Annotated in this window: 23 protein-coding genes; all 23 read right to left on the bottom strand. The window is 33.9% G+C overall.

Translation table 11 applies throughout. The features are described from left to right. A partial coding sequence (locus JCM16418_RS22635; RefSeq protein ID WP_036653548.1) for a thymidylate synthase occupies positions 1 to 729 on the bottom strand: 729 nt, incomplete at its 3' end. A 75-nt stretch (positions 730 to 804) separates the two neighbouring features. Beyond that, on the bottom strand, positions 805 to 1,290 hold the full coding sequence (locus JCM16418_RS22630; protein WP_277912150.1) for a dUTP diphosphatase: 486 nt from the start codon (positions 1,288 to 1,290) through the stop codon (positions 805 to 807). After that, a complete protein-coding gene (locus JCM16418_RS22625; RefSeq protein WP_036653546.1) occupies positions 1,251 to 1,466 on the bottom strand; it encodes a hypothetical protein in 216 nt (71 codons plus the stop codon). The genes JCM16418_RS22630 and JCM16418_RS22625 overlap by 40 nt, the downstream gene beginning before the upstream one ends. Before the next feature lie 89 nt (positions 1,467 to 1,555). Further along, entirely contained in the window at positions 1,556 to 4,225 is a 2,670-nt protein-coding gene (locus JCM16418_RS24485; protein WP_081765546.1) for a ribonucleotide reductase barrel domain-containing protein, read from the bottom strand. A gap of 15 nt (positions 4,226 to 4,240) precedes the next feature. After that, positions 4,241 to 5,500: a ribonucleotide-diphosphate reductase subunit beta gene (locus JCM16418_RS22610; protein ID WP_036653544.1), complete on the bottom strand. Its 1,260-nt coding sequence runs from the start codon at positions 5,498 to 5,500 to the stop codon at positions 4,241 to 4,243. Between the two features lie 110 nt (positions 5,501 to 5,610). Then, positions 5,611 to 5,832 carry a hypothetical protein gene (locus tag JCM16418_RS22605; protein WP_036653542.1) on the bottom strand — a complete coding sequence of 74 codons (222 nt, stop codon included), beginning with the start codon at positions 5,830 to 5,832 and terminating at the stop codon, positions 5,611 to 5,613. Continuing rightward, positions 5,829 to 6,023: a hypothetical protein gene (locus JCM16418_RS22600; protein ID WP_036653540.1), complete on the bottom strand. Its 195-nt coding sequence runs from the start codon at positions 6,021 to 6,023 to the stop codon at positions 5,829 to 5,831. Before JCM16418_RS22600 ends, JCM16418_RS22605 begins: the two co-directional genes overlap by 4 nt. A 39-nt stretch (positions 6,024 to 6,062) precedes the next feature. Further along, positions 6,063 to 6,383: a hypothetical protein gene (locus tag JCM16418_RS22595; RefSeq protein ID WP_036653538.1), complete on the bottom strand. Its 321-nt coding sequence runs from the start codon at positions 6,381 to 6,383 to the stop codon at positions 6,063 to 6,065. A 122-nt stretch (positions 6,384 to 6,505) separates the two neighbouring features. Beyond that, positions 6,506 to 7,180, bottom strand: coding sequence for a hypothetical protein (locus JCM16418_RS22590; protein ID WP_036653536.1), 675 nt, complete (start codon positions 7,178 to 7,180; stop codon positions 6,506 to 6,508). A 58-nt stretch (positions 7,181 to 7,238) separates the two neighbouring features. Further along, positions 7,239 to 7,553 carry a hypothetical protein gene (locus tag JCM16418_RS22585; protein ID WP_036653535.1) on the bottom strand — a complete coding sequence of 105 codons (315 nt, stop codon included), beginning with the start codon at positions 7,551 to 7,553 and terminating at the stop codon, positions 7,239 to 7,241. A gap of 43 nt (positions 7,554 to 7,596) precedes the next feature. After that, a complete protein-coding gene (locus tag JCM16418_RS22580; protein ID WP_036653533.1) occupies positions 7,597 to 7,800 on the bottom strand; it encodes a hypothetical protein in 204 nt (67 codons plus the stop codon). Between the two features lie 11 nt (positions 7,801 to 7,811). After that, positions 7,812 to 8,027, bottom strand: a complete 216-nt coding sequence (locus tag JCM16418_RS22575) for a hypothetical protein (protein ID WP_036653531.1) — start codon at positions 8,025 to 8,027, stop codon at positions 7,812 to 7,814. Positions 8,028 to 8,037: 10 nt separating this feature from the next. Further along, positions 8,038 to 8,403: an Acb2/Tad1 domain-containing protein gene (locus tag JCM16418_RS26160; protein ID WP_242403955.1), complete on the bottom strand. Its 366-nt coding sequence runs from the start codon at positions 8,401 to 8,403 to the stop codon at positions 8,038 to 8,040. Positions 8,404 to 8,590: 187 nt separating this feature from the next. After that, entirely contained in the window at positions 8,591 to 8,779 is a 189-nt protein-coding gene (locus JCM16418_RS22565) for a hypothetical protein (RefSeq protein WP_158442456.1), read from the bottom strand. Positions 8,780 to 8,858: 79 nt separating this feature from the next. Beyond that, positions 8,859 to 10,355, bottom strand: a complete 1,497-nt coding sequence (locus JCM16418_RS22560; RefSeq protein WP_036653525.1) for a nicotinate phosphoribosyltransferase — start codon at positions 10,353 to 10,355, stop codon at positions 8,859 to 8,861. Further along, positions 10,352 to 11,179, bottom strand: a complete 828-nt coding sequence (locus JCM16418_RS22555) for a phosphoribosyltransferase family protein (protein ID WP_036653522.1) — start codon at positions 11,177 to 11,179, stop codon at positions 10,352 to 10,354. Before JCM16418_RS22555 ends, JCM16418_RS22560 begins: the two co-directional genes overlap by 4 nt. Positions 11,180 to 11,181: 2 nt before the next feature. Further along, the gene (locus JCM16418_RS22550; protein WP_242403954.1) at positions 11,182 to 11,607 is read right to left on the bottom strand and encodes a hypothetical protein; all 426 of its coding nucleotides are present in this window, start codon (positions 11,605 to 11,607) and stop codon (positions 11,182 to 11,184) included. Positions 11,608 to 11,790: 183 nt separating this feature from the next. Continuing rightward, the gene (locus tag JCM16418_RS22545) at positions 11,791 to 12,003 is read right to left on the bottom strand and encodes a hypothetical protein (RefSeq protein WP_036653519.1); all 213 of its coding nucleotides are present in this window, start codon (positions 12,001 to 12,003) and stop codon (positions 11,791 to 11,793) included. Positions 12,004 to 12,062: 59 nt separating this feature from the next. Continuing rightward, complete coding sequence (locus JCM16418_RS22540) at positions 12,063 to 12,356, bottom strand: hypothetical protein (protein WP_036653517.1); 294 nt, start codon at positions 12,354 to 12,356, stop codon at positions 12,063 to 12,065. An 89-nt stretch (positions 12,357 to 12,445) separates the two neighbouring features. After that, positions 12,446 to 12,718 (bottom strand): hypothetical protein, encoded by a 273-nt coding sequence (locus JCM16418_RS22535; protein WP_036653516.1) that lies wholly within the window; start codon positions 12,716 to 12,718, stop codon positions 12,446 to 12,448. Positions 12,719 to 12,730: 12 nt separating this feature from the next. Further along, positions 12,731 to 13,204, bottom strand: a complete 474-nt coding sequence (locus JCM16418_RS22530) for a hypothetical protein (protein ID WP_148298895.1) — start codon at positions 13,202 to 13,204, stop codon at positions 12,731 to 12,733. A gap of 36 nt (positions 13,205 to 13,240) precedes the next feature. Beyond that, entirely contained in the window at positions 13,241 to 13,423 is a 183-nt protein-coding gene (locus tag JCM16418_RS22525) for a hypothetical protein (RefSeq protein ID WP_052020715.1), read from the bottom strand. A 56-nt stretch (positions 13,424 to 13,479) separates the two neighbouring features. Beyond that, positions 13,480 to 13,678: hypothetical protein (locus JCM16418_RS25500; RefSeq protein ID WP_036653512.1), on the bottom strand; the 199-nt coding region annotated here is incomplete at its 5' end.

The following is a 13,678-nucleotide window of genomic DNA, read 5'->3' as shown; positions in this document are numbered from 1 at the left end:
TTTATAATCGAATATACTTTTCACTGTAGGGTTTAAATGAATTTTAGGTAGAGTTTTAGGCTCTCTGGTCAATTGTAGTTTAACTTGTTCAACTAAATTATTATAGATATGCACATCTCCACCTGACCATATAAATTCACCTACCTCAAGACCACATTGCTGCGCAACCATATGAGTTAATAATGCATAGCTTGCAATGTTGTACGGAAGACCCAAGAATGTATCCACAGAACGCATCGTTAACATGCAAGATAATTTACCATCTGCTACATAGAATTGAAATACAAAGTGGCATGGAGGTAATTTCATTAGATTAATCTCACCTACGTTCCAAGCACTTACAAGATGTCGTCTAGAATCTGGATTATTTTTAATAGATTCAATTACATTAGAAATCTGATCAATCTGATTACCATCAGCAGATTCCCATGTTCGCCATTGCGAACCATACACGCGTCCTAAATCGCCATTCTCATCAGCCCATTCATCCCAAATGGATACACCATTCTCCTTCAAATAGCGAATGTTCGTGTCACCACTTAAAAACCACAGTAATTCATGAATTATACTTTTCAAGTGTACTTTCTTAGTCGTCAACAAAGGGAAGCCATCTTGTAAATTAAATCTTAATTGTCGTCCAAAGACAGATATTGTTCCTGTTCCAGTTCTATCACTCTTACTAATACCATTTTCTAATATATCTTTACATAAATCTAAATATTGTTTCATAATATCCTTCTTTCTTTTGTAAATAAAAGAGCGTAAACGGATTTACGCTCCATTATATATATTTTGTATAGTCAATTAATTACTTCCAGTGCTACCCCATCCGCCTCTATCGGAGTTGTCGAGATTATCAACTTCAAAAATATTAATAGAATCCATTGTCTTTTGAATACGGAATTGGCAGATTCGATCATTCTTCACAACTATAGTATCTCTTGTAGCATAGGCAGGAAATTTCCACTGATCATTATTACCTGAGTATGAGTTATCAATCACACCAAATGAGTTAGTCTGAATTATTCCCCATGTATTGAATGTACTTGAGCGAGGCACAACATAAGCTTCATAACCTTCTGGTAATTGCATACCTACTCCTAAGTTGATTAGTTTAAATTCACCTTTTTTTATTACAACTGTCTCTGCTGCTCTAAGATCAATCCAGTCTCCTTGTTGAATCTTATAGATTTTCTCAATGTCAGAGAAATATTTTATTGAAATTTTTAATCGAGATTTTTCACCCTTATTTAACTTATGAATTTTCTTTCTCTCATCAAACTTTTCCACTCAGTTAAATATTTTGTATGCACCAGTTTAGAAATACGTTTATCTTTCCCATGAGGACAGAATGAGATTAGGATTCTATCCTCTCCGTTGTAACCTTTAACAACTGCCTTAACCTTTTTCTTAATATAAAAAACATGTTGATTAATTTCGTATTGCTCTTTAATTACGTTGGTCATATTTATATTTGTCCTCCCTATTTATATAGTTGAGTGAATCTAACGTCATATTTGACATTAGTTTATATTTAAATTATCTCTGTTGCCTATTATGCTTCACATGAAGTACACAGTTTATCTTTACTAAACTGTTGTGCTGCGTTTGTGCTATGTTGATAGTACAACGTTTTAACATTGTTCTCCCAAGCAAATAAATACAGTTCGTTGATCTGTTTTGCAGATATTTTTGGATTAATCATTAGATTAAGTGATTGACTTTGATCTAGGAATAACTGTCGAGTAGATGCTTGGTCTAAAACAATGTATTGGTCAATTTCACAAAATGTTTTAAATACTTCTCTTTCATTATCACTCAAAAATGAGAGATGCTGCACAGATCCATCATTATCTCGAATACTGTTCCATATATCTCGTGTATCCTTATCATAGGACACCAGAATTTCTTTTAAGTATGGATTTTGAATAGTTACTTTTATTTTCGCAACATCTTTTACGTAGCAGTTTGACCAAATAGGCTCAATGCTTTGCGAAACTTGACCCAAAATAAAAGCAGATGAGGTTGTTGGAGCGATAGCTGTCAATGTTGTGTTGCGACGACCATACCCCTTCAACACTTCAGGTTCACCGTATAGCTTAGCAAGTTCTTTCGAAGCTTCGTGTGCTTTGTTTTGAATAAAGCTAAATATACGTGAATTTAATTTAGAAGCTTCCAAACTTTCAAAAGGAATCATTTTAGATTGCAAGTAAGAATGCCATCCTAATCCTCCTAAGCCTAAAGCTCGATTAGTTTTTGCAAAATTATATGACTTCTCCATGAAATAAAATGCCAAGTTGTCTTCATTTTCTTCAGAGTCACGCATTCTTTCAAGTTTTTTTAAGAAATCAGTCATGACTGCATCAAGGAAGAATACTATTGTTTCAACAGCATCTGTTTCTTTCCACTCGTCGTAATGTAAAAGATTCATTGAGGACAGGTTGCAGACAAACGACCATTCATCGTTGCTTGGCAACATGACCTCTGAACATTGACCTGTTAGAACTCCATTAAACATGCCCATGTGTCTTTTAGGTTCTGTAAAGCAATATGTATCACTTAGCTCCTCTAATTCCAGAATGTTTTCAATTTGAATAAAATGACAACACTCTCGATTTGGCTCTTTAATTTCCCATTTCAATCTATTGCATCTCAACCCCATTGAATTTAACTGAAACAATGAATTACCATTGATAAGAATTCTGTGGATTGTATTTGTTTGGTATTCTCCTAGTTCTCCTGATCCGTCATTCTTAGGCAATAGATTAACCCCTTCTTCTCTAGCTAGGCTAATTTTGCTCGTCACTCCCAATGTCTGCAACATTAATTGAACTTCTTTTAAGAATTCTTTGTTAATTGATGCTGCTTGTATTGACTGCGAACCATCGTTATTCGTTACTGTGCCATCAGCATCTAAATAACCAGAAAGCCAGCTCAATCTACTTGCAACAGAGTATTCAGACATGGGAACGAAATATTTAGATTTCAAAATCTGCGTTCTTCCGATCACTCTATTATTATTTGGCTCGTGTTTCCAATTCAAGACTGATTTAATATGGGGCAATAAATTTATCTTATCGTTATACAAGTAAATAATTTGTGTATTAGGGACAGACGTTCCGTCTCCCGTAAAGAATCCATTATCATAGGCATATTCTAATTCTTTATCTCCTTCAATTACTGGAAGATTAAATTTAATCAACTTATCTCCTACTTTTAAATCACTGGCAATTACTTCTTTATATCGTGGTGGCTTCGATCTCTTTCCTGTTTCTGTGTTTTTAAGAATATAAAACTTATGATATGGAGTGCAGTCTAATTCGTATCCACTATCAGTAGTCACACGTAGCAGCTTTTGATTTACACCTGTTTTAATCACTTCTACCTCAGACCATTCTTCACCATTCCACACATCCACTTTATTATTGACTAAGTCTTGGATAGTTTCGTATCCACTATTAGTCAGTATTTTTGTACTTGGTGCAACACAAAGATTGCTCGCATAAATTTTTAAATTTTTATCCTTATAAACATCTACTGTATTTTTATTAACCGTGTCCGTAAAGAAGATGTATGGATAGCCAATCTCAACTCTTCGCTGAATGACTTTAGCCCATAGTGCACGTTTTTCAACATCACCAGCAACCATTTCATCCATCCACTTATTTGTCAATGTGACTCCGTGAGTGAGCTCTTGAATAGGATCACCCTCAGTACCAATCTTCAAGAATTCTTCAATGTCTGGATGGTCTATTGGTAAATATGGTGCAAATCTTCCACGCCGCGTACTACCTTGGCTGACAACATCCATGGTCGTCTCAAACAATTTCATAAAGTGAACAGCACCTGAAGACTGTCCATTATCTTTTATTTGTGCACCTCGATGTCGCAAGTCACCAAAATACCCAGAAGTTCCACCTCCGAATTTACTCATCATTCCAACTTCAGCCTGTGTATATAAGATACCTCCCATATCATCTGATAGGTATGATCCAAAGCAGCTAATAGGAAGACCCTTGTCTATTCCAAAGTTTGACCACACTGGCGAAGAGAGTGAATAATATCCTTTCTCCATATATCCATTAAACTTATTTGCGAATCCATCAATACCAAGAATATTTTCTGCTGTGGTTGCAATTGTTCGAATACGTTGCTCAGGTGTAACTCCCTCAGTTAAATACCCACGAGATAAAAAATTTCTACTGTTTTCATTAAGCCATTTCATATGTATAATATCCTCCTAAAATAAGTCATCACCTGTGATGCTTTGTAATCTTTTACTGTAATTAATTGAGCGCTTCACGAAAAAGTCTACGTGTTTCGTACTAATACACTCTGTATTGAACCAGTCAGTATCTTTTAAAAGTTGATCGTTAGTATTAAAGATCCGCTTATAACCTATACTTTCTAGAGAGTTGTTTAACCTGTCCTTAACAAATTCTTTAACAGTTTCTTTTGGTAAAAAGTCTAAGTCACCAGATTCGTAAATCCATTCAATAACAATTTCTTCTGACTCATAAGACTCTTTACATGCTTGAATCACCAATTGTTCTGCACGATCATCAAACCATTCAGGGTGTTCAGTGCGAATAATGTTGATAAGCTCTATCCCAAATAAACCATGAATCTGCTCTTCTTTGGATGTTGCTTCAATAACATTAGACATTCCTTTGAAAATATTCTTGTGTTTATTAAATGACATGATAATTAAAAATTGTGAGAATAGTGATACATGTTCGATAAATAGTGAAAACAAAATAATGGATAATGTATAATCTCTATTATTCTCAGTGCGTGCCAGTGCAACGCCTTTTGTTAAATAATCTACACGTTGAAAAAGTTCTGGAATTCCTTTAATTTTCTCAAACTCATCATTCAACCCTAAAATTTCGAGTAAATGGGAATAAGCGTCATGGTGACGTACTTCACTTTCTGCGAATGTGTATCCAACAGAACCGATTTCTGGTTTTGGAAGACGGTGGTATAAGTCTCCCCAAAAAGACTTAACCGCAACTTCAATTTGAGCAATAGCAAGCATTGCATTTTTAATCACATTTTTTTCTGCATCTGACACATTAACTCTGAAATCTTGAATGTCAGATGTATAGTTAAATTCTGTATGTAGCCAATAAGAGTGTTGGATGGCTTCTTTATATTGGGAAAGCTCTGGGTATTCATACGGTTTTAAATTTAAACGATGTTTGAAAATATCACGCTTTCTGGCATGACTTCGCTTTTCGCGATAGATAATATATGCCTTTGCCGTAGATAAATACTCCGACTTTAGTAGGGCTGTTTCCACTAAATCTTGCACGTTCTCAACGGTTATTTTATCGTAATTACCGCGTTCTATTAATTGTAGAACGCTTTGGGTTAATCTGATAGATTCAGAGTTATCAAATTCTCCTGTTTGTACTGCTGCTTTCTCAATAGCATGTGTGATCTTTTCTGTGTTAAATTCAACCAATGTTCCATTTCGCTTTGTAATTAACTTTGGCATTCATTTCTTCCTTTCTTTTATATACCAGTTGAAACTTGTGAATCTTTTTTAGTGTTTCATTTAGCTTATCGTGATTCGAATTCCAATCTTTATCGAGCTTTAATCCCAAATTATTTCTCCCTTGTCATTGTGCTAAATTCTCCCCATGAGTCTTTCCAATACTTCTCATCCATAGTGTTAAACTTATCAAACTCTTTTTTGCCAATAAGCTTCTTCAGCTCTTTTGTTACATATGTATCTTCATGCAATAAGTACTCTGAATCTGTTCCTAATATATTTTGAAAACAATCTACTAAAACTTCTGATAATGAGGCATATTCTTTATTCTTCATGTGAAAATTTCAACGCTAATTCCATCATCCACTAGAAAGTCTCTAAGAGCAAAATGGTAGTTTGTCGATTTGATAGAATCCCACCCTTTGCCTTCATAGCCGAACTCATCTTCACAAAATCGAATAGCATTTTGAAAATCAGCAAATGTATGTGTAGTATCATCTGAAAGAGTGAATCTTAAAAATGTCATAGCTTATCCTCCTAACCTATTTTTAATTGAACAAAAATATTACATAAACAAATGAACAATTGCTGCACTTCCCCAAATGTATAGATATAAGACAGTAGAAATAAAGTTATTTGTTAGCTTCACTTGTGTTGATTCATTTTCTATCTTTTCAGAGTCAATCATTGTATTTTGGAAGAAAAATAGTAATAGTATTAAACCAAATGATTCTACATAATTAATCTCAGTTACATTAAAAATTTGAGAAGGAAACCAGTTCCAAACTTTCATAAATACTAGTGATGCTAAAAATAGATTTCCTACTGAAATAAGAGAGTTTGTCATATTGCGTGCAATTTCTTCTACTTTTTTCTTAATATTCATTTTTTATCTCCTTAAGTTTATGTTTACATAAAATCCTATTTCATGTATAAAAATTATGTATTTTTAACCCTTATAAATTAATGTTTTACTTTTTCTTCGCCTCATATGTTTTATTATTTATCTTACCAGCCAAAACTCTCAGGCACATATACTTGTATTTGTGTTCTTAATATCTGTCTTAAGTCAATCTGAGGTTTCATATGATCAGTCTCTGTAGCACGAATGAGATATCTCCATTCATGCTTTTGAGCCTTTACGCCTCGATGAATATTCCACCAATCCCATTCAACAACTGTACATGAGGGAATAGTTATAATTGATAAATCATCAATCTGATTTTCAATTTGGTCATGTACATTTCTATATAGCTCAGTGGTTGGCTCATTAGGAACATCTAGGATAGTAGGTTGAGTTACAAAATCTGTTAAACAACCTTCTCCTGTTACAAGCAAGTGGAATCTAGATGGACTCATATTTTCCTGTGCTGTAATATTAGGATCGCCTTTAGAATCAGGCTTAAGTTCCTCCCCCCTTGGAACTCCATCAGTATGCCAAGATGGAATTGCAGGATAGAAACCTTTCATTAACATATGTATTTTTGTATCTACAATAATGTGTTTGCAATCAAACTTTAAATTCATTGCTCCAATTGCGGATTTTGTTAGTTCGCCACCATACTTTAATGCGTCTTCTAGAGAAGCATTCCATAATTGAGGCGTGTTTTTAACCAGCTCCAAGGTAGGTTGTTCGATAACATTTCCGAATTTCAGAGGATTCCTATTAAATAGAACTCTCAATTCTTATCTCCTATCTACTACGTATTATTTTTATATCAAAGATACATTTTATTGTATTTCATTCCTCTTCGTTAAACTCATCTTTCATATGTTCCAAAACAATATCTTTAATGTTTTCAGGGTAAAGGCTTGTAGATTGATTGGTTTCTACGTCTAGATATGATAATAGAATTTCCTCAAACTTTTCATAGGCGCAATCCTCATAAACTAAGTCATTCTCAGACTCAACGAATTGCAGTGCTGCTTTTAATCCAGCAATGTAAGCCTCATGCTCTTTCTTTAGCTCTGTACTTGATCCTTGGTTAATGGAATGATTGATTTCTTGATTAATATTCTCGATTACTGAATCATAAATTTTAACTATTTTAGACATTTATTTTTCTCCTCTTGTTCTATTTCTTTAATAATTTTTCATTTTATTCAAAATCCTTTTCTTCTTCTTCGATTAATGACTCAATGTATCTATCAAAAATCTCAATCCACTCACTCCATTGACCATCCTTATTGTCTTTTAGAAAATCATTTCTGATTCCAATCAAAACAGCAGTTGCCGACATACCACTTTCTCTTAATGTTTGAATCAGAGCGAATTCCTCTTGTTTATAATCACATGTAATCATATGTATGCCTCCTATACTTGATATCGTTTGACTGTTTCTTTGACAAGGGTCACTTCAAATGTATCAAATCCTGCGCGCTTCACTTGTTCTGCAATAACTTCTGGAGACGGTAATTCCTCAAGTTCTGTCATGATTGTATCTGCCTCTTCTCCATTCAATGCAACATCTTCGGCGTTCATCATTTCAAGAATGAGGTATTCATGTTTTTCTTCATCGTATGGCTTCATATGTTTCCTCCTATTCATTACGGGCAATTCCAGCATTAGCCCAGAATACAGCCTGTTCAAGATTTGTCATAGCCAATGAATTTTCACGGCTCTTTGGTGCTAGATCATTAATTAAATATGCAAGTTCTTTTGCTTTACATCTGATGTTATCATATTTTTCAGATTGACCTTCTTTTGGTGGATGATATGAGAAATTATTTTCAAGTATTGAATTAAAATGCTTGTTAATGAAGAATGCTACGTTATTTACAACATAATTTAAACTGTATGTATATCCATCATGAATCATTTCATATTCATTTTTCTTCGCCTGAACAAACCAATCCTCTGCTTCCCCAATATCTTTACCTGTGTGATAATCAACGCATCTTAACATTTACTTACTCTCCCTTTTCATTGTCTTTGGAATGTTTAGCTAATCTAACTTTAACAAGATTCTCTAAGATATTACCTATGGTGATGATTACCATCATCAATAGAATAAATGTCAGTATAGGATGCTGTATTGTCCATTCAATCAAATGTTCACTCTCCTTCACAAAAATATTTTATCCTACATTAAATTAACATTTTTCATCAATCTCACCGTGATCTCGTTTCTTTAATTCGTCATATACATTTTTAATTTTATCTCTGTACTCTTGGGGAATTAATTCTTCCGATCCTACATGTTCTCTCCATTCACTTTTAAATATCCTAATGTATGAAGGTATTACACTCCAAGTTGTGAGTCTTCTATCTAACCATTCCATACATGATCTTGCCTCAATTTGCTGCTTTGAATCTAAATGGTTTAAGTCAATATCAACCACCATCCTTTCTAAAGAAAAATCAATTATTTAAAACTCTCATACGAATCTGTGCCAAAGATTCATCGCGAACTAATTTTCCATCTACGAACACTTCTTCTAACTGATCGATGTCTGCAAAATTTGCGTTATACGTATGCTTGACTAATCCATCTACGACTGTTAATTCTCCATTAACTTTGACAACCGCTACACGTCCACGTTGACTTCGTTTAGTTCCATCGTCTGTTTTAGGGTCTTTAAACAACATCCGTTCTTCGCCATCGATTACCGCATATGTTGCTTTCATAGCAAATCCCAAAGTGTCACGAGTTACGTATTGATATGTATAGCTGCCAATACCCAATACGATATTTGTACTTGCGAATCCCTTAGCTTCTAATCTTTCAACAATTTGCTTTGCTCTCTCAAGTGTAATTGAATCTCCGTAGATAGCGCCAATATGAGTATCTAGTACTTTATAGCCTTGCTCAGTCACTGTCCCGCCGAAGATATCCCATAAACTTTCAATTAGTCCCTTGCGTTCAAGTTCGGTATCTCCTTCAGGGTTTCCTGTGATAATAAGAACTGGATCTCCACTATCAGGACGAATAACAACTCTACCATCTCGACTCATAATCTCACTTTTTAATCGTGGTAGAATATCTCCGATTACTGCCCAGAAATCGTATGTATCAGACACTACACTGAAGAATCCAGTAGGATAAACTTCAGTAATAAGACGTTTATACATTTCGAATTCATCACGACTATCTGCATCTGTACTAGCACTCATAACACTATGTTCGGTCGCTGGTATACTACTACCAATCAACTCTTTTTCAATATCTGCATTATAATAAGCTTCAAGATAAGCGATAGAAGGAACTGTATCTGTGCCTACGAATGATAGTAGATGACCAGCACCGCTAACGGCAGCACCTTCAATACCAACCATTCCACGAGCTGAGAAGTCATGTCCTTGAAATCCAACACCATCTGTGTTTCCTGTAGTTTTTAATGCATATTCATCTAATAAATTACGATACTGATAGGCTGTTGTTGCAGATGTCATTGGTTGCCAGATTTCATCAGAAACCAATGTTTCTAAATAGTTAGTCAACCAAAAGAATTTAGAATTAGTATTTTCCATTGTCAGTACTGGCACTTTAATAGGCGATTTGCTTCCTTCTTTTAGAGCCTTAATCTTAATAGGTAAGTATCCTAAATCATGTAGTTCTTCAATGTGAGAATGATCTGGGTTCTCTTCTCCTAGTGTGTATTTGAGATATCTAACGTATTCAGACACTACCTCTTCTTTCGTGCGACTGAAAAAGTGAGTGTTAAAGTATTCGATAAGGTACTTCTTGACGAATCCTTGAATTCCAAAAACAACGACTTCATCAGCTTGAGGAAAGTATCTATTGCTCCGTGGAGTGAATGTTGAGTAGATTTGTTCAGTATTTTTAGGATATTGATTTTTGTGAAATAATTTATAAAAGTCACATAGTAAACTTGCAGGATAAATAGTTTTTGTCATTTCAACAGCACCTCTTCGATTTCATATATTTTTAATTGCTCTTTAAATTTTAAGTTCTCCCAATTGTTTTGCTCTGAAATGATACTATCTGTTGTGAATACCTTATCTACGTTATCAAATAGCTCACCTTTAAAAATACTATTCTCTGCATGTGCCACTAATAAGTAAATTTTCTCAAATCCTCTTTCACGTAAAGCTTCCGCACTTTTAACAAATGTACCACCATAGGAAGACAGATCGTCAACTATAATGACTTTTTTTCCTACCCCTTGTGAATTGCTATGTAGTGTGAGACCCTTTATGTCTCCTGTTCGAAAATCTCTTTCTTTATTACCAACAATAACGTTTTTGAATTTCATTTTACTATATCGCTTACTAGCTCCTGCATCTGGAAACATAATGTAATCATGTTCAGTATCGAATTCAACTTTTTCAATAACTGACGCTAATAGTTTGAAGTTTATGTATTCGGCCTTGCAGTTTTCAAGTAAGGCTACTGATACATCTGAATGTGGTTCGATCAAGGTCACACTATTAAAGTTCAAATTATTAATAAATTCAGTTACATATTTTAGTGTGAATGGAGAATCATTTTCACTTCGATCCATTCTACTGTACGGCATATACATGATAATTAATTCAGCAGTAACTTTAGCAGAGTCTAGATACTTCTTCAAAAACATCAACTTAATAAAGTCGCCATCATTTTCATATTTAAACATGATCTCATTGAACGGATGAATCACGAGATCCGTGTTGTCAAGTTTAGTCTCTCCATTCGGGAAAATTGTATAATCTACTATACGACTGTTCAATTTAATCAAACTTACACACCTCTTTTAATTTTTATGGTATTTACTACTTTTTTTAGTATTTCATACGCAGAACTTAAACCTGCACGATCATCTAAGAGAATGTTGAAGTATATCTTCCTTCCTTCTTCAATTGGAATGAAACTAGGATTCTCATTTATTGAATGAAAAGGGATATTATTTACCTTTAAATATTCTTCAATGAAAGGATAGTTTGATACTGGTGAAGCCGTAAATACAATAAGATGTGCTCCTAATTGGTCTGCTTCTCTTAATAAGCATGTAACATCATCATATGTATATCCTTCATGGTGAAAGTCGTAGACAGTATTATCAAAGTCGTATGCGACAACAATTTTATCATATTTCAGCCACTCTTTTAACAATCGCTCTACGGCTTTATTATCATCTAAATACTGATCCATTCCTTCTTTTTTCATTCTTTGCTGCTCCTTTCTTCAATATCCTTAGAATGTCTTACAAGACTAACCCTAGTATAATTTTCTATTGCACTATCTATCGCTAATAAAACCATTGTCAATAAAATGAATGTCATTATTGGATGCTCCATAACCCATTCGAACAATCAAACTACTCCTCTCTGCTTAAAATGCGGCTTTTTATCAACGTTCACTTTCGAGAATTGCTAAAATTTCTTTGTAGGCTGTCATACGACCGAACTTCCTCCCATGACTATATCCAAGTTCATAGCAATCATCAAAATTTCCACCAGACCAATCCATAGGGTCGAAATCTTCTTCAATTTGCTCGTTAATCTCATCTATATATTCTTGTAACGCTTCAATTTTTATTCTAATACTATCGATAATATTCATTTGGATTTTTCCTTCTATTTCTATTATTATTAAGGCGATGAAGTCTCACTTTCACATACTTATTTCATATATTCCTTAATCTTCTTCATAGCATCATTGATACCATCTGCATACAAAACATCTGATATCTCATCACTTTTAATATGGACATCATATACATCTTTAAGATCATCTAATATTTCGTTGAGGTAGTCTTTAAATCGCTCAATTATTCGTTTCTCAAATTCATTAATGACTGCATTTGCATAATAATTTGTCTTACTAAGTCCAGCTACTTCCTCATATACTAGTGGTACTTGGTCTAATAAAAACGAGTAATCAGATAACTCTCGCTGAATCTGTTCAATATTCAACGTTCCATCTTCGTTCGTACAGTACTCTTTCCAATCTTTTTCCCATATCTGTTTATGATCTCTTCAACTATTTTGCTCATATGTATCTCCTATGCCCAATACTCAATAGCATCATTAAAGTTAATCCAGAATGTTTCATCAATTTCAATATCATTCTCAACATCATAAAACTGAATTAGCATATTATTTTTATGGTCTTCTTTAACAATGAACCCTTCAGGATGCAACTTCCATCCATTGGGAAAGGGGATGCCTAGTTTATTAAGTTTTTGGAATATTTCTTCTTCGGTTAAGGCAAGTCTACAAACAAATCCTGTGTAATCTTTTGTATCATTGTAACCTTCGATTCTCTCAGCCATCATCCAAATTCCCTTCTAATATGGAATATATCTTTCATCAAATACTAGAATATAAAGCATATATCCATAGTAAGTGATCCAGATCAAACCTCTAATAATACTTATTAGTGTCACATTCTTACTTCTAGACGCTTTAGCTTTAGCAACTGCTAATTCAAGATCAGTCATTTTATTAACGTTCTTTTCCATCGAACCAATAATGAGCAAACTAATCAGTAGTGCAATCATAATGAGAGTTGGAAATTTATATGTATCGTATCCAATTGCATTCACTAGATAAACAATTTCAACAATAATTAATAGCACAGCAGCAATCCATTGAATGCATCCGTCTTTTAAGAATTCCTTTCCCATTTTCTCGGAATTGATCTCTCCTTGAGCTTGTTTAATAGTTAGTAGTGTTATTTTTTTAGCAGTTTCAGAGAACAATGTCCCCCTAAACACCCCATAGAGGCTAAGTGCTAAAAATATTATTGTACAATAAATCATATTATTCACTCCTTAATTTCTATTTTGACAAAAACATTATTCTATTCGCTTCCATTCAAACCATTTTTTCTCGTTACTTTCTTTAATTAAATCCTTAATTGTAATACCAGTTCCCTCTAAGTTCTTGTTAATCGCAAATTCTACTCCACAAAACTTTTCTCCAGTAAACCCGAAGTATGGTGCGTCTATCATGGACATTTCCGTTGCAAGAACATCCATCTTAACAATTCATCTTGATTCAACTATTCAACACCACTTTCATTTAAACTTGTATTTCATTTAAATGAATTACCATATCCCTTGCACCAAGTCTTACTCCAACCTTCTTCTATGATATATCCTTCACTAATGAGCCAGTATCTACTTTTAGAGTCCTCATCAATACACTGTTCCGTCTCATATTGAAAATCAATTCTCCCTTCAGCATTTGGAAAGGAATCTAATAGATACATAATCCATGTTTCTGTATCTTCT

The organism is Paenibacillus pini JCM 16418 (assembly GCF_000576305.1).
GTDB lineage: Bacteria > Bacillota > Bacilli > Paenibacillales > Paenibacillaceae > Paenibacillus_AQ > Paenibacillus_AQ pini.
The sequence above is the reverse complement of the archived record's forward strand: the minus strand, read 5'-3'. Positions and strand labels throughout refer to the sequence as shown.

Coding starts and splice junctions, on each gene's coding strand:
- JCM16418_RS22625 (WP_036653546.1), bottom strand. CDS start 1,466: ATGACCAACGTAATTAAAGAGCAATACGAAATTAATCAACATGTTTTT.
- JCM16418_RS24485 (WP_081765546.1), bottom strand. CDS start 4,225: ATGAAATGGCTTAATGAAAACAGTAGAAATTTTTTATCTCGTGGGTAT.
- JCM16418_RS22610 (WP_036653544.1), bottom strand. CDS start 5,500: ATGCCAAAGTTAATTACAAAGCGAAATGGAACATTGGTTGAATTTAAC.
- JCM16418_RS22605 (WP_036653542.1), bottom strand. CDS start 5,832: ATGAAGAATAAAGAATATGCCTCATTATCAGAAGTTTTAGTAGATTGT.
- JCM16418_RS22600 (WP_036653540.1), bottom strand. CDS start 6,023: ATGACATTTTTAAGATTCACTCTTTCAGATGATACTACACATACATTT.
- JCM16418_RS22595 (WP_036653538.1), bottom strand. CDS start 6,383: ATGAATATTAAGAAAAAAGTAGAAGAAATTGCACGCAATATGACAAAC.
- JCM16418_RS22585 (WP_036653535.1), bottom strand. CDS start 7,553: ATGTCTAAAATAGTTAAAATTTATGATTCAGTAATCGAGAATATTAAT.
- JCM16418_RS22580 (WP_036653533.1), bottom strand. CDS start 7,800: ATGATTACATGTGATTATAAACAAGAGGAATTCGCTCTGATTCAAACA.
- JCM16418_RS22575 (WP_036653531.1), bottom strand. CDS start 8,027: ATGAAGCCATACGATGAAGAAAAACATGAATACCTCATTCTTGAAATG.
- JCM16418_RS26160 (WP_242403955.1), bottom strand. CDS start 8,403: ATGTTAAGATGCGTTGATTATCACACAGGTAAAGATATTGGGGAAGCA.
- JCM16418_RS22565 (WP_158442456.1), bottom strand. CDS start 8,779: ATGGAATGGTTAGATAGAAGACTCACAACTTGGAGTGTAATACCTTCA.
- JCM16418_RS22560 (WP_036653525.1), bottom strand. CDS start 10,355: ATGACAAAAACTATTTATCCTGCAAGTTTACTATGTGACTTTTATAAA.
- JCM16418_RS22550 (WP_242403954.1), bottom strand. CDS start 11,607: ATGAAAAAAGAAGGAATGGATCAGTATTTAGATGATAATAAAGCCGTA.
- JCM16418_RS22545 (WP_036653519.1), bottom strand. CDS start 12,003: ATGAATATTATCGATAGTATTAGAATAAAAATTGAAGCGTTACAAGAA.
- JCM16418_RS22535 (WP_036653516.1), bottom strand. CDS start 12,718: ATGATGGCTGAGAGAATCGAAGGTTACAATGATACAAAAGATTACACA.
- JCM16418_RS22530 (WP_148298895.1), bottom strand. CDS start 13,204: ATGATTTATTGTACAATAATATTTTTAGCACTTAGCCTCTATGGGGTG.
- JCM16418_RS22525 (WP_052020715.1), bottom strand. CDS start 13,423: ATGGATGTTCTTGCAACGGAAATGTCCATGATAGACGCACCATACTTC.